This window comes from Pseudomonas sp. GW823-FHT02C05, assembly GCF_058797595.1.
In genome coordinates this window covers 109,723-130,331 of sequence record NZ_JBXAJU010000001.1, presented here as the reverse complement: position 1 = coordinate 130,331, position 20,609 = coordinate 109,723, and the positions used below count along the sequence as shown (strand labels likewise).

The window sequence follows — 20,609 nt, the reverse complement described above, 5'->3', positions numbered from 1 at the left end:
CAGCAGCGCCTGGACCCGGGGCGCCGCCTCCAGGTCCAGGCGCAGGGCCAGGGTGTTGACGAACAGCCCGATCAACCCTTCCACCTCGGCGCGCATGCGGTTGGCCACCGGGGTGCCGATCACCACCTCGGACTGCCCCGAGAGCCGCCCCAGCAGCAGCGCCCAGGCGCCCATCAGGGTCATGTACAAGGTGGTGCCATGGCGCTGGCTCAGGGCCCGCAGGCCGGCGGTCAATTGCGCATCCAGGCGCACCTCGACGCTGCTGCCGGCGTAGTCCTGCTGGGCCGGCCGTGGCCGGTCGGTGGGCAGCATGAGCAACGGCGGCGCCCCCTCCAGGGCCTGGCGCCAGTACTGCGCCTGCTGCTCCAGCACCGCGCCACTGAGCCAGTGCCGCTGCCAGTGGGCAAAGTCGCTGTACTGCACCGCCAGCGGCGCCAGGGGGTCGGGCAGGCCACGACTGAAGGCCTGGTACAGCGCCACCAGTTCCCGGGTCAGCACGCCCATGGACCAGCCATCGCTGACGATATGGTGCAGGGTCAGCAACAGCACATGGTGGTCGTCCGCCAGGCTGACCAGGCGCCCGCGGATCAGCGGCCCGCGTTGCAGGTCGAACGGCGCCGAGGCCTCGCCCTGCACCAGGGCCTGCAAGGCGTCGCTGGCCTGGGGGTGGCCCCGCAGGTTTTCCAGCAGCAGCTCCAGCCCGGATTCGGCCGGGGCGATCAGCACCTGGGCTTCGTCACCGTACTGGGCAAAGCGGCTGCGCAGGGTTTCATGGCGCGCGACGATGCGCTCCAGGGCCTGCTGCAGGGCCGCGCCGTCCAGTGGCCCGCGCAGGCGCAGGCCGATGGGAATGTTGTAGGCGGTGTTGGCCCCTTCCATCTGCGCCAGGAACCACAGGCGCTGCTGGGCGAAGGACAGCGCCAGCGGCTGGTTGCGCGGCGCCGGCAGCAGGTCCGGCAGGCTGCTGCGCTCGGCCCGGGCCAGGGCCGCGGCCACGGCGCACAGTTCGGCATTGGCGAACAGCTCGCCCAGGGCCAGCTCCACCCCCAGGCGCTGCCGCACCTGGGACAGCATGCGCATGGCCAGCAGCGAATGGCCGCCCAGTTCGAAGAAGTGATCGTGGCGCCCTACCCGCTCGACCTGCAGCAGCTCGCTCCAGATCTGCGCCAGGGCGATCTCGCTGTCGCCCTCGGGGGCCACATAGTCCCGGCTCAGCAGCGCCTCCAGCGGCGGTTGCGGCAACGCCCGGCGGTCGAGCTTGCCGTTGGCGGTCAGGGGCAAGGCAGCGAGGTGCACATAGGCCGCCGGCACCATGTACTCCGGCAGTTGCTCCAGCAGGCGCCTGCGCAGCTCGGCCGGGCTCGGTTCGGCGCCGGGGATTGCACTGAAATAGGCCACCAGCCGGGTCTGCCCCGGCTGGTCTTCCCGGGCCAGCAGCACCGCCTCGCGGATGCCCGGAAGGCGGTTGAGGCAGGTCTCGATCTCCCCCAGCTCGATGCGCACGCCACGCACCTTCACCTGGTCGTCGTTGCGCCCCAGGTAGTCGATGCGCCCGTCCGCCCGCCAGCGCGCCAGGTCGCCGCTGCGGTACATGCGTGCGCCCGGCACGGTGCTGAAGGGGTCTTCAAGGAAGCGTTCGGCCGTCAGCTCCGGGCGGTTGAGGTAACCCCGGGCCACCCCGGCGCCGCCCACATACAGCTCACCGGCGACGCCGATGGGCACCGGCCGCTGCTGCGGGTCCAGCAGGTAGATCCGTGCATTGGCGATGGGCCGGCCGATGTCCAGGGGCCCGCCGGCCAGCAGCCGCCCGGAGCTGGCCACCACCGTGGTTTCGGTGGGGCCGTAGTTGTTGACCACGGCAAAGCTCGGCTCCTGGCTGAACTGGCGCAGGCGGTCGCCGCCGATCAGCAGGGTGCGCAAGGTCGGGTGGCCCAGGCCCTGGCTGAAGGCGTATTCGGCCACCGGGGTCGGCAAAAAGCTCAGGTCCAGGGGCTGGGCCTGCCACCAGTGCAGCAGTTGGTCGAGGTCCTGGTGGCCGATACCGGCCGGCGGCAGGTGCAGGGTGGCGCCGCCGCAGAGCGTCGGCCAGAGCTCCCAGGCCATGGCGTCGAAGCCGAAACCGGCGACGCTGGAGGCATGTCGCCCCGGCCCCAGGTCGAAGGCCTGGCAATGCCAGTCCAGCAGGTTTTCCAGGCTGGCATGCTCCACCATCACGCCCTTGGGCAGGCCGGTGGAACCGGAGGTGTAGATCACATAGGCCAGGTGCGCGCAGCTCATGCCCGGCACCTGCAGGTTGCCCTCGGGGCGGGCCTGCCACTCGGGCTGGTCGAGGTCCACCCGGGCCATGGCCGGTTGGCCCACCAGGGCCCGGGTGCTGCCCTGCACCAGCAGCGCCAGCGGCGCGCTGTCCTGCAGCAGGTAGGCGATGCGTTCCGCGGGGTGACCCGGGTCGATGGGCACATAGGCGCCACCGGCCTTGAGAATCCCCAGCAGGCCGATCACCATCCCCGGCCCGCGCTCGACGCAGATCGCCACCCGCTGATCCGGGCCCACCCCCAGCTCCCGCAAGTGCCAGGCCAGTTGGTTGGCCCGGGCATTCAACTGGCCATAGCTCAGGCGCTGCGCGCCCACCTGCAGGGCCGTGGCCTCGGGCTGCCGAGCGGCAAAGGCCTCGAAGCGCTGGGCCAGGGTCCGGCCCCGTGGGTAGTCCACGGCGCTGGCGTTGAAATCCTCCAGCAGTTGCCGGCGCTCGGTCTCATCCAGCCACTGCACCTGGGCCAGGCATTGCTGATCGTCGGCCACCATGGCCCGCAGCACCTGCACCAGGTAGGCGGCATAGCGCTGCACCGTGGCCTCATCGAACAGCGCGGTGGCGTAGTCCAGGGTTCCGCGGATCTGCCCCTGGCTTTCTCCCAGGCTCAGGGTCAGGTCGAACTTGGCCACCGCGCTGGCCCCGGCCACACCTTCGAGTTTCAGGTCCCCCAGTTGCAGGTCCTGGGCGAAGTTGTCGACCCAGGTCAGCACCACCTGGAACAGCGGGCTGTGGGACAGGCTGCGCTGGGGCCGGACGATTTCCACCACCTGCTCGAACGGCAGGTCCTGGTGCGCCTGGGCCTCCAGGCTGCGGGCGCGGACCTGGGCCAGCAGCTCGCTCACGCTCTGCCCCGGGTCCAGGTCCAGGCGCAGGGCCAGGGTGTTGACGAAGAGCCCGATCAGCCCTTCCACCTCGGCGCGCATGCGGTTGGCCACCGGGCTGCCGATCAGCAGATCGTCCTGCCCCGAAAGGCGGCTCAGCAGCAGCCCCCAGCCGGCCAGCAGGGTCATGTAGAGGGTGCAGCCATGGCGCTGGCTCAGGGCCTTGAGCTGGTCGCTCAGGGCCCGGTCCAGCAGCAGCTCGATGCTGCCACCGCTGAAATCCTGCTGCTGCGGCCGCGGCCGGTCGGTGGGCAGCATCAGCAGGCTGGGCGCGCCGGCCAGGGCCTGGCGCCAGTAGTCGCTCTGCTGCTGCAGCACCTCACCGCTGAGCCAGCGCCGTTGCCACAGGGCAAAGTCGCTGTACTGCACCGCCAGCGGCGCCAAGGGATCGGGCCGGCCCTGGCTGAAGGCCTCGTACAGGGCCACCAGCTCCCGGGTCAGCACGCCCATGGACCAACCATCGGCAACGATGTGGTGCAGGGTCAGGAGCAGCACATGGTGATCGTCCGCCAGGGCCAGCAGGCGCGCGCGGATCACCGGCCCCTGCTCCAGGTCGAAGGCCTGGGCGGCTTCGGCACGCACCCGCCCGGCCAGGGTCAGCGGCGCCTGGCGCAGGTCTTCCTCGTGCAGGTCCAGAGCGCTGTCCAGGGGCCCGATCAGCACCTGGGGCTGGTCCTCTACGCGCACGAAACGGCTGCGCAAGGTGGCGTGGCGGCTGACGATGGCCTGCAGCGCCTGGCGCAGCGCCGAGCGATCGAGCTGCCCGCGCAGGCCCAGGCCGATGGGAATGTTGTAGGCGCTGGCGGCACCGTCCATCTGCGCCAGGAACCACAGGCGCTGCTGGGCGAAGGACAGCGGCAGGTCGTGATCCTGCACCGCCGGGAAGATCTCCGGCAGATGGCTGCGCCCGGCACGCTCCAGCACCGCGGCCACCGCGCTCAGCTCGGCATTGGCGAACAGCTCGCCCAGGGCCAGTTCCACCCCCAGGCGCTGGCGTACCTGGGACACCATGCGCATGGCCAGCAGCGAATGGCCGCCCAGCTCGAAAAAGTGATCCTGGCGCCCGACCCGCGGCAGGTGCAGCACCTCCTGCCAGATCGCGGCCAGGGTGGTTTCGGTGGCGCCTTGCGGGGCCTGGTATTCACGGCCAAACAGCGCCGCCTGATCCGGCGCCGGCAGGGCCTTGCGGTCGAGCTTGCCGTTGGCGGTCAGGGGCAAGGCGTCGAGCCGTACATAAGCCACCGGCACCATGTAGTCAGGCAACTGCGCCAGCAGGTGGGCGCGCAACTGCGCCACGTCCAGGGCGACGTCCTGCTGCTGGGTGAAATAGGCCACCAGCCGCGGGTTGCCCGGCTGATCCTCGCGGGCCAGCAGCACGGCTTCCTGGATACCGGGGAACTGGCAGAGGCGGGTCTCGATTTCCCCCAGCTCGATGCGCACGCCGCGGATCTTCACCTGATCGTCGTTGCGCCCCAGGTAGTCGATGCGTCCGTCCGCCAGCCAGCGCGCCAGGTCGCCGCTGCGGTACATGCGCGCCTCAGGCTGGTCGCTGAAGGGATCGTCGAGAAAGCGTTCGGCGGTCAATTGCGGGCGGTTGAGGTACCCCCGGGCCACCCCGGCGCCGCCCACATACAGCTCACCGGCGACGCCGATGGGCACCGGGCGCTGCTGGGAATCCAGCAGGTAAATGCGCGCGTTGGCCACCGGCCGGCCGATGTCCAGCTCGCCACCGGCGTGGATCGGCCCGGAACTGGCCACCACCGTGGCTTCGGTGGGGCCGTAGTTGTTGATCAGGGCAAAGCCCTGGTCGTGGCTGAACTGGCGCAGGCGGTCGCCGCCGATCAGCAGGGTGCGCAGGCTCGGGTGGCCCTGCTCCTGGCTGAAGGCGTACTCGGCCACCGGGGTCGGCAGGAAGCTCACGTCCAGGGGCTGGGCACGCCACCAGGCGAGCAACGCATCCAGGTCCTCGCTGCCGTCCTGGGCCGGTGCCAGGTGCAGGGTCGCGCCCACACACAGCGCCGGCCAGACCTCCCAGGCCATGGCATCGAAACCGAAGCCGGCCAGGCACGAGGCCTGGCTGCCGGGACGCAGGTCGAAGGCCTGGCAGTGCCAGTCCACCAGGTTGCCCAGGGTCCGGTGCTCCACCATCACCCCCTTGGGCAGGCCGGTGGAGCCGGAGGTGTAGATCACATAGGCCAGGTTGGCCGCGCTCAGCCCCGGTACCTGGGTATTGTCCGCCGTCTGATCGAGCCACAACCGCTGGTTGAGTTCGATCACCGGCACCGCCAGGGCCGGCAGGCGTCCCAGCAGCTCGGCCTGGGTCAGCACCGCCCGCGGGCCGCAGTCCTGGAGCAGGTAGTTCAGACGCTCGGCCGGGTGGGCCGGGTCGATGGGCACATAGCAGGCCCCGGCCTTGAGAATCGCCAATAGGCCCACCACCGTTTCCAGGCTGCGCCGGGCAACGATGGCCACCCGGTCATCGGGCTGCACCCCCAGCCCGCGCAGTTGCCGGGCCAGGACATTGGCCTGTTGGTTGAGCTCGGCATAGCTCAGCGAGCGGCCCTGGTAGCAGGCCGCCAGGGCGTCTGGGGTGCGCTGCGCCTGGGCCTCGATGCGGCCATGGATAGCCTGCCCCGGGGGGTAGTCCACCGCGCTGCGGTTGAAGCCTTCCAGCACCTGCTCGCGTTCCGCCACCGGCAGGATCGGCAACTGCTCCAGGGCCAGTTGCGGCGTCTGCTCCAGGGCCTGGGCCAGGTTCTCCAGGGTGCACAGCAGGTAGCCGAGGATGCGCCGCGGGTCGACCTGGGTGCTGGCCAGCAGGGTCAGGCTGAAATCCTGCCCGAGGTCGTCGACGCTCAGGGTCAGGGGGTAGTTGGTGCGCTCCTCGGAGCTCAGGGTGCTGATCCCGGCCCAGGCGGCCTGGGCCGCGGCACTGGCCCCGGCAGCACTGTGCCGGTAGTTGAGCAAGGCGCTGAACAGCGGGGTCGGTGCGCTCACGCCGCTGCAACGCTGGGCCAGGGCCAGGGCCGCGTGTTCGTGGCGCAGCAAGGTGGTGAGCCGGGCGTGGGTGGCCTTGAGGGCCTCGCCCAGGCCCTGGCTGTCCACATCCAGGCGAAACGGCAAGGTGTTGATGAAGATCCCCAGGGCCCGCTCGGTGGCTTCGGCGCCTTGCAGGCGGCCCATCAGCACAGTGCCGAACACCACCTTGTGCTTGCCCGCCAGGGTGCCCAGCACCCGGCCCCAGGCCAGGTGGAACAGGCTGGCCGCGCTGACCCCGGCCAGCCGGGCCCGGGTCCGCAGGCGCTGGCTCAACTCGGTTGGCAGGGCCTGGGTGCATTCCTCGATGGCCCGGCCATCGCCCTGCACATCCTGCAGGCCGTAAGGCAGGGTCGGCTCGTCGATATCGCCGAGCATCTGGCGGAAGAACGCTTCGTGCTCCTGTTCGCTGATGCCCAGCCGCGCCTGGGCCACGTAGTTGCGAAACGGCATGGCCGGCCCCAGGCGCTCGGCCTGCCCGGTGAGGAAGGCCTGCATCTCGTGGCGCACCACATCCAGGGCGCTGTGGTCCAGGGCCATGTGGTGGAACAGCAGCATGGCGACGATGCGCTGCCCGGCTTCATCCCGGGCATGCACCAGGCGCAGCAGCGGCGCCTGGCTGACGTCCAGGCGATAGTGGCGGGCGTCGAAACGCGCATGCAACTGGGCCAGAACCTCACCGGCCGCAGGGTCGGTCTCGACCTCTTGCAGCTCCAGCCAGGCCTCGCGCCAGACCACCTGCATCGGCTGCTCCAGACCATCCCAGAGCACCGCGGTGCGCAGGATGTCGTGCCGCGCAATGACCCCGCGCAGGGCCTCGGCAAAGGCTTCCAGGCGTTCCTCGCTGGCGAAGGCGAACTGCGCCTGCATCACATAGGGGTCGCCCTGCTGCGCACTGACGTGGTGGTAGAGAATGCCCTCCTGCAGGGGCGCCAGGGGGTAGATGTCCTGCACGTTGGCGACCCCGCCCGGGACGCTGGCGACAATGCGCTCGATGGCCTCCTGGTCGAGGTTGGCCAGGGGCAGCATCGCCGGGGTGATGCGGCTGATGCCCGGGGTGATGCCATTGGCCGGCACCTGCACCTGCCCGGCCTTGCTCGGCGAATACTGGCCGGCGCGGATCAGCTCGATCAGCTCCGGCTTGTGCTCGCGCAAGCGGGCCAGCAGCTGCGGTTCGCTCAGGGCCTGCTTGTTGCCCTGGACCACCAACTGGTCGTCCTTGAGCACCAGTTGCACATCCTTTTCCTTCAGTGTCGCCAACAGTTCGATCACGCTCACAGGACGATCTCCATTCGTTCGGTCATGGCCGCGTAGGCCGCCAGGGTCGGCTGTTCGAACAACGCCCGGACATCGGCTTCCATGCCTAGCTCACGCATGCGGCTGATCAGGCTGACCGCCAGCAGTGAGTGCCCACCCAGTTCAAAGAAATGATCGTGACGCCCCACCCGCTCGACATTGAGCAGTTCGGCCCACAGCCGCGCCAGGGCGATTTCGGTGTCGCCCACCGGGGCCTCATACTCGCGCACCTGGGCCGCCTCCAGCCCCGGGGCCGGCAGTTCCTTGCGCGCCAGCTTGCCGTTGGCGCTCAGGGGCAGCGCCGCCAGGTGCACGAACAGCGCCGGCACCATGAACTCCGGCAGGTGCTGCAGCAGTTGCGTGCGCAGGTGCTCGACGGGCAGGCGCCGGGCGCTGTCGTGGGTGGTGTAGTAGGCCACCAGGCGCTGGTCGCCGGGCACATCCTCGCGGGCCAGTACCACCGCCTCCTTGACCTCCTCCAGCTGGGTCAGGCGCGCCTGGATCTCCCCCAGTTCGATGCGCAGGCCGCGGATCTTCACCTGGTCGTCGTTGCGCCCCAGGTACTCGATAGTGCCGTCGGCCTGATAGCGCCCGAGGTCGCCGGTGCGGTACAGGCGCGCCCCCGGTTCCTGGCTGAACGGGTCCTTGAGGAAACGTTCGGCGCTCAACTGCTCGCGGTTCAGGTAACCCCGGGCCACCTGCACCCCGCCGATGTACAGCTCGCCCACCACCCCCAGGGGCACCGGCTGCATCTGCGCGTCCAGCAGGTAGATGCAGGTATTGGCGATGGGCTTGCCGATGGGCGTGTGGTCCGGGGTATCGGCCAGCGGGCCTCTGCAATCCCAGGCAGTGACGTCCACCGCGGCCTCCGTGGGGCCGTAGAGGTTGTGCAATGCCACCTGTGGCAGTTGCTGCTTGAAGCGCCGCACCAGGCTGCCCGGCAATGCCTCGCCGCTGCACATCACCTGGCGCAGGCCCAGGTCCTCGGCGCCCTCGCCCTGGGCCAGGAACACATCGAGCATCGAGGGCACGAAGTGCAAGGTGCTGATGCCCTGCTCGCGGATAACCTGGCGCAGGTAGGCCGGGTCCTTGTGCCCGTCGGGGCGCGCCATCACCAGGCGCGCGCCGGTGAACAGCGGCCAGAAGAACTCCCAGACCGAGACGTCGAAACTGAACGGGGTCTTCTGCAACACCGCGTCCTCGGTGCCAAGGCGGTACTGCGCCTGCATCCACAACAGGCGGTTGACCACGGCCCGGTGCTCGTTCATCGCGCCCTTGGGCTGGCCGGTGGAACCGGAGGTGTAGATCACATAGGCCAGGTGCCCCGGGGTCAGCCCCTCTACTTGCGGGTTGCCCGGCGCCGGCCCGCTCCAGGCCAGCTGGTCGAGGTCCACCAGGGGCCGCGCCAGTTCGCCGAGCAATGCCCGGGTCGCGCCCTGGGCCAGCACCGCCAGGGGCGCGCTGTCGTCGAGCATGTAGGCGATGCGTTCGGCGGGGTAGCCCGGGTCGATGGGCACATAGGCGCCGCCGGCCTTGAGGATCGCCAGCAGGCCGACCACCATTTCCAGCCCGCGCTCGACACAGATCGCCACCCGGCTGTCGGGGCCGACGCCCAGTTGCAGCAGGTGCCCGGCCAGCTGGTTGGCGCGCCGGTTGAGTTCGCCGTAGCTCAGCTGCTGCTCGCCGGCCTGTACCGCAGTGGCCTCGGGGCTGCGCCGTACCTGGGCCTCGAACAGCCCGTGCAGGGTCTGCTCCAGGGGGTAATCCACGGCCGTGGCGTTGAACCCTTGCAGCAGGTGCTGACGCTCCTGCGGCGGCAGGATCGGCACCTCGCGCAGGGGCCGCTGCGGCGCCGTCTCCAGGTTCTCCACCAGGGCCAGCAGGGCCTGCTGCATGTAGCCGCAGATACGCTCGGCACCGATCCGCGCCAGGGTCATGGCGGTGAGACGGAACCCCTGGCCCAGGTCGTCGACGTTGAGGCTCAGGGGGTAGTTGGTGCGCTCCTCGCTGTGCAGGGTCTCGATGCCCTGCCAGGCCTGTTGCACGGCCTGGCTCGGCACCCCGTCGCTGCCGTGGCGGTAGTTGAGCATGGCACTGAACAGCGGCAGCGGCGCGGCCACCCCGCTGCAACGCTGGGCCAGGGCCAGGGAGGCGTGTTCATGACCCAGCAAGGCACTGAGCCGGGCGTGGGTGTCCTTGACCGCGGCACGGCTGCCACGCGCATCCAGGTCGACCCGCAGCGGCAAGGTGTTGATGAACATGCCCAGGGCCCGGTCGGCGCCCTGCCCGGCGCTCAGGCGCCCCAGCAGCACGGTGCCGAACACCACCCGGTCCTGGCCCGAGGTGACGCTCAGGACCCGGGCCCAGGCCAGGTGGAACAGGCTCGCCGCACTCACTCCCAGCAACCGGGCCTGGGTCCGCAGGCGCGCACTCAGTGACGGCTCCAGGGCCTGCTGGCGCTCTTCGATGGCATCGCCATCGCCCTGCACGTCCTGCAGGCCGAACGGCAGGGTCGGCTCATCGATATCGCCGAGCATCTCGCGAAAGAATGCCTCGTGCTCTTCACGGCTCACACCCAGGCGCGCCTGGGCCACGTAGTTGCGATAGGGAATCGCCGTGCCCGCGGGCGACTGCCCCAGCAGGCAGGCCTGGATTTCCTCGCGCACCACCTCCAGGGCGGTGTGGTCCAGGGCCATGTGATGGAACAGCAGGATGGCGACGATGCGCTGGCGGGCCGGGTCCTGGGCATACACCAGGCGCATCAGCGGCGCCCGGGTCAGGTCCAGGCGCAGGTGCCGGGCATCGAAGCGCGCCTGCAGTTGCTCCAGGACCTCGCCCTGGGCGGGGTTCGCTTGCACCTCTTGCACCTGCACACCTGCCTGGCGCCAGACCACTTGCAGCGGCTGCTTCAGGCCTTCCCAGAGCACCGCGGTGCGCAGGATGTCGTGGCGCTCGACCACCCGCTGCAGGGCTGCGGCGAAATCATCCAGGCGTTGCCGGCTGGCGAAGGCCAGCTGCGATTGCAGCAGGTAGGGGTCGCCCTGCCGGGCACTCAGGTGGTGATAGAGGATGCCCTCCTGCAACGGCGCCAGGGGGTAGATGTCCTGCACGTTGGCCACGCCGCCGGGCACGCTGGCCACCACTCGGTCGATGGCTTCCTGCTCCAGTTCCACCAGCGGCAGCAGGTCCGGGGTGATGCGCGGGCAATCCGCGGTGATCCGGTTGGCCGGGACCGCGACCTCGCGGCCACTGCCCACCGCAGCCGCCAGCGCAGCCAGGGTCGGCTGGCCGAACAGCACCCGCACGTCGGCGTCCAGGCCGATCTGGCGCATGCGTTCGATCAGGCTCACCGCCAGCAGCGAATGCCCGCCCAGTTCGAAGAAGTGATCATGGCGCCCCACCGCCTCCACCTGCAGCACCTCGCTCCAGATCCGTGCCAGGGCCTGTTCCACCTCGCCTTCGGGGGCCACGAATTCCCGGTTCAGCCAGGCCTCTTCCCCCGGCGGTGGCAGGGCCTTGCGGTCGAGCTTGCCGTTGGCGGTCAGGGGCATGGCCGGCAGGCGCACATAGGCCACCGGCAGCATGTAGTCCGGCAGCCGGCCTTGCAGGTGGTCGCGCAGGTCTTCGGCGGCGGCTTGCACGCCCTCGGTACGGGAAGTGAAATAGGCCAGCAGGCGCCCCTCGCGGACCAGCACCAGGGCTTCCTTGAGGGCCGGATGGGTGAGCAGCGCCGCCTCGATTTCCCCAGGTTCGATGCGCATGCCGCGTACCTTCACCTGGTCGTCGTTGCGCCCCAGGTAGTCGAGGTTGCCGTCGGCGCGCCAGCGGGCCAGGTCACCGGTGCGGTACATGCGTGCCTCGGGCTCGGCGCTGAAGGGGTCGTTGAGAAAGCGTTCAGCGGTCATTTGCGGGCGGTTGAGGTAACCCCGGGCCACCCCGGCCCCGGCCACATACAGCTCGCCACTGACCCCCTGGGGCACCGGGCGCTGCAGTTCGTCCAGCAGGTAGAGCCGCGCATTGGCCACGGGCCGGCCGATATGCAGGGCGCTACCGGCCTCGATCCGCCCGGAGCTGGCCACCACCGTGGCTTCGGTGGGGCCGTAGTTGTTGATCACTGCAAAACCCGGGTCGGCGGCGAACTGGCGCAGGCGGTCGCCACCGATCAGCAAGGTGTCCAGTGTGGGGTGGCCGAGCCCCTGGCTGAAGGCGTATTCGGCCACCGGGGTCGGCAGGAAGCTGACATCCAGGGGCTGGGCGCGCCACCAGTGCAGCAGCGCTTCGATATCCTGGCTGCCCACTTCGGCGGGCGGCAGGTGCAGGGTCGCGCCGCTGCACAGGGTTGGCCAGACCTCCCAGGCCATGGCGTCGAAGCCCAGGCCGGCGACGCTGGAGCTGTGCCGCCCCGGGCCCAGGTCGAAACTCGCGCAGTGCCAGTGCACCAGGTTTTCCAGGCTCTGGTGCTCCACCATCACGCCCTTGGGCAGGCCAGTGGAACCGGAGGTGTAGATCACATAGGCCAGGTGCGCCGGGGTCAGGTGCGGCAGCAGCGGGTTGCCCTGCTCGGCCTCCTGCCAGGCAACCCCATCGAGATCGATCGACACCACCGCAAGGCTGCCCGGCAGCTCGCGGGTGGCGCTTTGCACCAGCACCGCCAGCGGCGCGCTGTCCTGCAGCAGGTAGGCGATGCGTTCGGCCGGCAGGCTCGGGTCGATGGGCACATAGGCCGCCCCGGCCTTGAGGACCGCCAGCATGCCCCGCAGCAAGTGCGGCCCGCGTTGCAGGCACAGGGCCACGCGATCGTCTGGGTGCACGCCCAACTCCAGCAGTTGCCGGGCCAGCTGATTGGCCTGCTGGTTGAGCTGGCGGTAGCTCAGGCGCAACGGCCCCTGCACCAGCGCCACGGCGTCGGGAGCCTGTGCCGCTCGCGCCTCGAACAGCCCGTGCAGGGTCTGCCCGCGGGGGTAGTCGGCGGTGCTGGCATTGCAGCCCTCCAGCAGTTGCTCGCGCTCTTGTGGCGGCAGCACCGAGCACTGTTCGAGGGCCGCCTGCGGGTTGTGTTCCAGGGCCTGGGCCAGTTGCTCCAGGGCACTTTGCATATAAGCGCCGACACGCTGCGCACCGATTCCGGCCTGGGCCAGCAGCGCCAGGCTGAAGCCTTCGCCCAGGTCATCGACGCTGAGGCTCAGCGGGTAGTTGCTGCGCTCCTCGCCCCCCAGCAGTTCGACGCCCTGCCAGATATCCAGGCCGTCCGGCGCCGCCGTGTTCGGCACGCTGTGGCGGTAGTTGAGCAAGGTGTTGAACAGCGGCGCGCCGGCCGCCACCGCGCTGCAGCGCTGGGCCAGGGCCAGGGAGGCGTGCTCATGGCCGAGCAAGGCGCTGAGCCGGGCGTGGGTGGCCTTGACCGCGGCACGCACGCTGCCCTGCACATCGACCCGCAGCGGCAGGGTATTGATGAACACCCCCAGGGCGCGGTCGGCGCCCGCGCCGCCCTGCATGCGGCCCATCAGCACGGTGCCGAACACCACCTGACGACGGTTGGCCAACTGCCCCAGCACCAGGCCCCAGGCCAGGTGCATCAGGGCCGCGGCGCTCACCCCCAGGTGCCGCGCCTGTTGCCGCAGGCGCCGGCTCAGGGCCTCGGGCAGCACCAGCTCGGCCTCTTCGATACCCAGGCCGTCACCCTGTACATCCTCTACGCCGAAGGCCAGGGTCGGCTCGTCGATGTCCCCGAGCATGTCGCGAAAGAACGCCTCGTGTTCCGCCTGCCCGGCACCCAGGCGTGCCTGGGCCACATAGTTGCGGTACGGCACCGGTGTGCCCAGGTGCTGCGCGCGGTCGAACAGCAGGTCGCGCATTTCCTCGCCGATCACCTCCATGGCGGTGTGATCCAGGGCCAGGTGGTGGAACAGCAGGATCGCCGGCACCCGCTGCTGCCCGGGCTCTCGCGCATAGACCAGGCGGATCAGCGGCGCCTGGGCCAGGTCCAGGCGCCAGTGACGGGCGTCGAAGCGCTGCTGCAACTGCGCCAGCAGGTCACCCTCGGCCGGGTCCAGGTGCTGTTCCTCGACCCGGAGCTCGGCATGGCGCCAGACCACTTGCAGCGGTTGCGGCAGGCCTTCCCAGAGCACCGCGGTGCGCAGGATGTCATGGCGCGTGATGACCTGCTGCAGGGCCCCGGCGAAACGCTGCAGGCGCTCCAGGCTGTCGAAGGCCAGGCGCGATTGCAGCAGGTAGGGGTCGCCCTGCCCGGCGCTCAGGTGGTGATAGAGAATGCCCTCCTGCAACGGCGCCAGGGGGTAGATGTCCTGCACATTGGCCACGCCGCCCGGCACGCTGGCCAGCACCCGGTCGATGGCCTCCTGGTCCAGTTCCACCAGGGGCAGCAGGTCCGGGGTGATGCGCGGGCAATCAGCGCTGATGAGGTTGGCCGGCACCTGCACTTCCCGGCCGCTGCCCACGGCATCGGCCAGGGCGGCTAGGGTCGGCTGGCTGAACAGCACCCGCACATCGGCGCTCAGGCCGATCTGGCGCATGCGCTCGATCAGGCTCACCGCCAGCAGCGAGTGCCCGCCCAGTTCGAAGAAGTGGTCGTGGCGCCCCACCTGCTCCACCTTGAGCAGCTCGCTCCAGATCCGCGCCAGGGCGATTTCCACCTCGCCCCGGGGGGCGACGAATTCACGGCTGAGCAGGGCCGACGGGGCCGGCGCTGGCAGCGCCTTGCGGTCCAGCTTGCCGTTGTTGGTCAGGGGCAAGGCCTGCAACTGCACGTAGGCCAGGGGCACCATGTAGTCCGGCAGTTGCTGCTGCAGGGCCGCGCGCAGGGCTTGGGCCGGCAGCGGCGCGGCGTCCGCCTGCAGGGTGTAGTAGGCCACCAGGCGCTTGTCCCCGGGCTCGTCTTCCCGGGCCAGGACCACGGCCTCCTTGACCCCGGCGCAGGCAGTGAGGCGCGCCTCGATTTCCCCCAGTTCGATGCGCAAGCCACGGATCTTCACCTGATCGTCGTTGCGCCCCAGGCATTCGAGCAGGCCGTTGCCCAGCCAGCGGCCAATGTCCCCGGTGCGGTACAGCAAGGCCCCGGGCTGTTCGCTGAAAGGGTCGCGGATAAATTTCTCGGCATTGAGTTCGGGGCGGTTGAGATAACCCACGGCCACGCCGTCGCCGCCGATCACGATCTCCCCCGGGGCACCGATGGGCAGCGGCCGCTGTTGGGCGTCCAGGACATACACCCGGGTGTTGCCGATCGGCCGGCCGATGGGCACGTGCTCGGCGTCATCGGCCAGGGCAGTGACTTCATGGGTGGTGGCGTAGGTGGTGGTTTCGGTGGGGCCGTAGCAGTGCACCAGGCGCAGCCGCGGCGCCAGCGCCAGCAGGCGGCGAAAGGCCGCCGGGTCGGCACGCTCGCCGCCGCAAAGGAGAATCCGCAGGCCCTTGAGGGCCTCGGGAATCAGTTGCACGTACTGGTTGAACAGCGCCGTGGTAACAAACAGCACCGTGGCCCCGGCCGTGCTCAGGGCCCGGCCGAAACGCGCAGGTTCCAGCAGGGTGTAGTGATCGATCACCAGCACCCGGCCGCCATTGAGCAAGGCACCCCAGACATCCATGGTGCTGGCGTCGAAGGCCGGGTTGGAGGCGAACGCCACCCGGTCCTCGGGGTTGAAGTCGGCATAGCCGTTGTTGAGCACCAGGCGGCTGATGGCCCGGTGCGGCACCTGCACGCCCTTGGGCACGCCGGTGGAGCCGGAGGTGTACATGATGTAGGCCACGGTCTCGGACGACTGCGCCAGGTCCGGGTTGTGCCCGGGCAATGGCGCCAGTTGCAGGCGGTCCAGGTCGACCCTTCTGGCCGGGCACGCAAGCACCTGGTCGCTGCGGCTGAGCAGCAGCACGCTGGCGCTGTCTTCCACCATGAAGGCCTGGCGCTGGGCCGGGGCGTTGATATCCAGGGGCACATAGGCCGCGGCGCATTTGCAGACGGCCAGTTGGCTCACCAGCAGGTCCAGGGACCGGGGCAACAGGATCGCCACCCGGTCGCCGGGCTGCAGCCCGAGCTCCAGCAGGTGCCGGGCCAACTGGTTGGCCCGGGTATTGAGCTCGCCGTAGCTGAGCTGCGCCTGGCCTTCGACCGCCGCCACCCGCTGCGGGTGGGCCTGGGCCTGGGCCTCGAACAGCCGGTGCACGGTGTGCTGGCGCGGGTAGTCGCGGGTGCTGGCATTGAACTCCAGCAATACCTGGCGGCGCTCGGCCGCCGGCAGTACCGGGATGTCCTCCAGGGCCAGGGCCGGGGTCTGCTCCAAGGCTTGGGCGAGGTGTTCCAGCACGCACTGCAGGTAGCCACAGACCCGATCGCCGTCCACCTGCGCCACGGCCTGCACGGTCAGGCGCAGGCCGTGGGCGTCATCGTCGATATTCAGCGCCAGGGGATAATTGCTGCGCTCCCGGGAGTCGAGCACGCGGATCCCCTCCCAGCTCGCCGGCCCCTGCTGCGCGGTGTCGGCAGCGCTGTGGCGGTAGTTGAGCAGGCTGTTGAACAGGGGCAGCGATGCCGGCACGCCGCTGCAGCGCTGGGCCAGGGCCAGGGAGGCGTGCTCGTGGCCCAGCAATCGGGCCAGCCGGGCGTGGGTGGCGCGCAAGGCCTCGGCCACACCCTGCTCCCCTACACTGACCCGCAACGGCAAGGTGTTGATGAACATGCCCAGGGCCCGGTCGGCACCGGCGCCGCCCTGCATCCTTCCCAGCAGCACGGTGCCGAACACCACGTCATCGCGGCCCGCCAGTTGCCCCAGCACCCGGCCCCAGGCCAGGTGCAGCAGGCTGGCCAGGCTCACTCCCAGGTGCCGCGCCTGTTCCCGCAGGCGCCGGCACAGCGCCGGGTCGAGGCGCAGTTGACGCTCCCGGATGCCGCTGCCGTCGCGCTGCACGTCCTGCAGGCCGAAGGCTAGGGTCGGCTCGTCGATGTCCGCCAGCATCTCGCGGAAGAACGCCTGGTGCTGCTCCTCGCCATGGCCCAGGCGCGCCTGGGCCACATAGTTGCGGTACGGTGCCGGCGCCGGCAACTGCGCGGCGGCGCCCTGCAGCACCGCGCTGATCTCCTCCACCAACACCTCCAGGGAGCTGTGGTCCAGGGCCAGGTGGTGGAACAACAGCAGGCCCAGCCAGCGCTGCTGCCCCGGGTCCGCGGCGCAGGCCAGTTGCAGCAGCGGCGCCCGGCTCAGGTCCAGGCGGTAGCGACGGGGGTCGAAACGCGCCTGCAGCTGCTCCAGCACCGGGCCCTGGGCCGGGTCCGTCTCGACCACCTGAATGTCCAGGGGCGCCTGGCGCCAGACCACCTGCACCGGCTGTTCCAGGCCTTCCCAGGCCATGCTGCTGCGCAGGATGTCGTGGCGCGCGATGACCTGCTGCAAGGCCAGGGTGAAGGTTTGCAGGGCGTCTTCGCCGGCAAATTCGAACTGCACCTGGAGCACATAGGGATCGCCCTCGGCGCTGCTCAGGTGGTGATAGAGGATCCCCGCCTGCAAGGGCGCCAGAGCATAGATGTCCTGGACGTTGGCGGCGCCGCCGGGCACCCGCGCCAGCAGCCGGTCGATGGCGGCCTGATCGAGGTCCGCCAGGGGCAGCAGGTCCGGGGTGATGTGGCGGCAATCGGCGGCGATGCGGTTGGCCGGCACCTGCACCTCGCGCTGCCCGCCCACGGTCGCCGCCAGCGCGGCCAGGGTCGGCTGGCCGAACAGCACCCGCACATCGGCGCACAGGTCCACCTGGCGCATGCGCTCCATCAGCTTGACCGCCAGCAGCGAGTGCCCGCCCAGCTCGAAGAAGTTGTCCTGGCGCCCGACCTGCGGCAAGCCCAGCAGCTCTTGCCAGATCGTCGCGATGGCCTGTTCCACCTCGCCCTGGGGCGCTGCATATTCACGCCGGGCCAGGGCCTGGCTGTCCGGCGCCGGCAGGGCCTTGCGGTCGAGCTTGCCATTGGGGGTCAGGGGCCAGGCCTGCAACGTCACAAAGGCGCTGGGCAGCATGTGCTCGGCCAGGCTCTGTTGCAGTTGCTCGCGCAGTTGCGCAGCGCTGGCAGCGGCCCCCGGCCGGGGGATCACATAGGCCACCAGGCGCTTGTCCCCCGGGGTGTCTTCCCGGGCGATCACTACCGCTTCGCGCACGCCGTCGCAGGCCGCCAGGCGGGCCTCGATCTCCCCCAGCTCGATGCGAAAGCCGCGGATCTTCACCTGGTCATCGTTGCGCCCCAGGTACTCCAGGCTGCCGTCGCTGCGCCAGCGCGCCAGGTCGCCGGTCTTGTACAGCCGCGCCCCCGGCTCGTGGCTGAAGGGGTCGGCGATAAAGCGCTCGGCGGTCAGCTGATCGCGGTTGAGGTAGCCCCGGGCAACCCCGGCGCCGCCCACATACAACTCACCCACCACGCCGCTGGGCAGCGGCTCGCGGTGGGCATCGAGCACATACAGTTGCAGGTCGGGAATGCGCCGGCCGATGGGGCTGCTGCCCACCTGCTGGGCATCCGCCGCCTGCAACGGGCGATAGGTCACGTGCACCGTGGTTTCGGTGATGCCGTACATGTTCACCAGCTGGGTGCCGACGTTTTCCAGGTGGGCATACCAGGGCTTGAGCATCCCCGGTTCCAGGGCCTCGCCGCCGAAGATCACCTGGCGCAGGGAGTGCTTGAGGGGGCTCTGGTCCTGGGCCGCGATCAGCGAACGGAAGGCGCTGGGGGTCTGGTTGAGGATGCTCACCCGGGCTTCGCAGAGCAGCCGGTAGCAGTCATCCGGCGAACGGCTGACGGCCTGGGGCACCACCAGCAACTGGCCGCCATGCACCAGCGCCCCCCAGATCTCCCACACCGAGAAATCGAAGGCGAAGGAATGGAACAGCGCCCACACGTCCCGCCAGTTGAAGTCGAACCAGTCGCGGGTGGCGCTGAACAGCCGGGCCACGTTGCGGTGCTCCACCATCACCCCCTTGGGCAGGCCGGTGGAGCCCGAGGTGTAGATCACATAGGCCAGGTGGGCCGGGGTCAGCCCCGGCACTTCGGGGTCGTCCTGGGCTTCATGGGCCAGGGTGCGGCTGTCGAGGTCGATCAGCGGCACCCGCAGGTCGGCCACCAGGGACTGGGTGCCGGCCTGCACCAGCAGCGCCACCGGGTCGCTGTCCTGCAGGGTGTAGGCGATGCGCTCGCGGGGGTAGGCCGGGTCGATGGGCACGTAGGCGCCGCCGGCCTTGAGGATGCCCAGCAGGCCGACGATCATTTCCACGCCGCGCTCGACACAGATCGCCACCCGCTGGTCCGGGCGTACGCCCAGCGCCAGCAAACGGTGGGCCACCTGGTTGGCGCGCCGGTTGAGCTCGCCGTAGCTCAGCCGCAGCTCGCCGAACAGCAGCGCCGGGGCCTCGGGCTGGACCCGGGCCTGGGCTTCCACCTGCTGGTGGATCAGCGGGCTGTCCGGGTAGTGCCCCAGCGGCGTGTTCAGGCCCTGCAACAGGTAGCGGCGCTCGCTGGCCGGGAGCATCTCCAGGCTGTACAGCGGTGCCTGCGGAGTGCTCTGCAAGGCCAGGGCCAGGCTCTCCAGGGCGGTCAGCAGGTAGCCGGCGATGCGCTCTGCGCCCAGTTGCCGATCCACCAGGGCGGTGATGCAAAAATCCTCTCCCAGGTCATCGATGTTGATGGTCAGCGGGTAGTTGGTGCGTTCTTCGGCGCCCAGCACCTGGATGCCCGGGGCCACCTCCTGCACCTGGGCGCCATCGGCGGCGTGGCTGTGGCGGTAGTTGAGCATGGCGCTGAACAGCGGCGTCGGCGCACTGACCCCGCTGCAGCGCTGGGCCAGGGCCAGGGACGCATGCTCATGGGCGAGCAAGGCACTGAGCCGCTGATGGGTGGCCAGGACCCCGGCGCGCACGCCCTGGGCGCCGACATCCACCCGCAGCGGCAAGGTGTTGATGAACATGCCCAGGGCCCGCTCGCCGCCTTCGCCGGCCTCCATGCGGCCCAGCAGCACGGTGCCGAACACCACCGCTTCGCGCCCCGACAGCTGGCCCAGCACCCGGGCCAGGGCCAGGTGCATCAGGCTGGCGCTGCTCACCCCCAGTTGCCGGGCCTGGGCCCGCAGGCGCTGGCTGAGCTCGCGGTCCAGGGTCAGCCGGGCCTCTTCGATCACCCGCCCGGCGCCCTGCACATCCCCCAGGCCGCACGGCAGGGTCGGCTCGTCGATATCGCCGAGCATCTCGCGAAAGAAGCGTTCGTGGGCCGCCTCGCTGCGGCTTGCCAGGGCCTGGGCCAGATGGTTGCGAAACGGTACCGGGGCCGGCAGGCGCTCGCTGTGCCCTTGCAGGCGGGCGTGGATTTCCTGGCGTACCAGGTCCAGCGCGGAGTGGTCCAGGGCCAGGTGATGAAACAGCAGCAGCGCCACCTGGCGCTGGTTGGCCGGGTCCTCGGCGTGCACCAGGCGCAGCAGCGGCGCCTGACGCAGGTCCAGGCGAAAGTGCCGGGAGTCGTAGCGGGCCTGCAACTGGCCGAGCACATCGCCGTCGGCCGGGTCCAGCGCCACGGCCTCGATCACCAGCGGCGCCTGGCGCCAGACCACCTGCAACGGCTCATCCAGGCTTTCCCAGGCGATGGCGGTACGCAGGATGTCGTGGCGGTCGATGACCCATTGCAAGGCTTCGACGAAGGCTTGCCGTCGCTCGGCACTGGCAAAGGCGAAGCGCGCCTGCAGCACATAGGGGTCGCCCTGGGCGGCGGACAAATGGTGATAGAGCATGCCCTCCTGCAGCGGCGCCAGGGGGTAGATGTCCTGCACGTTGGCGGCGCCACCGGGCACTGCGGCGACGATACGCTCGATGGCGGGCGGGTCCAGCTGCACCAGGGGCAGCATGTCCGGGGTGATCCTGAAGGCCGGGCTCAGCCAGCTGCCGCCCTGGCCGTCGAGCAGTTCCAGGAGCCGGGCCTTGTGCTGCACCAGGCTGTCCCAGAGCCCGTCGTCCAGCGCCTCGTCATCGCCCTGGACGAGCAGGTCCTCCTGTTCCCGTTGAAGACGGATCGCCAGGGTCGAAAGCACTGCCATCAATTCGCTGAACTGCAT

Annotated in this window: 2 protein-coding genes (1 of these 2 running past the window's edge); both read right to left on the bottom strand. The window is 70.1% G+C overall.

The window, feature by feature from the left end; genetic code table 11:
* Window positions 1-7,509, bottom strand: partial view of an orfamide A non-ribosomal peptide synthetase OfaC gene (gene ofaC / locus AC1RGE_RS00670; RefSeq protein ID WP_492583006.1) — the 5' portion only. It extends 7,197 nt beyond the left edge of the window; the window shows 7,509 of its 14,706 coding nt (coding positions 1-7,509); it begins with the start codon at window positions 7,507-7,509; the stop codon falls past the left edge of the window.
* Window positions 7,506-20,609 carry an orfamide A non-ribosomal peptide synthetase OfaB gene (gene ofaB, locus AC1RGE_RS00665; protein ID WP_492583004.1) on the bottom strand — a complete coding sequence of 4,368 codons (13,104 nt, stop codon included), beginning with the start codon at window positions 20,607-20,609 and terminating at the stop codon, window positions 7,506-7,508. The genes ofaC and ofaB overlap by 4 nt, the downstream gene beginning before the upstream one ends.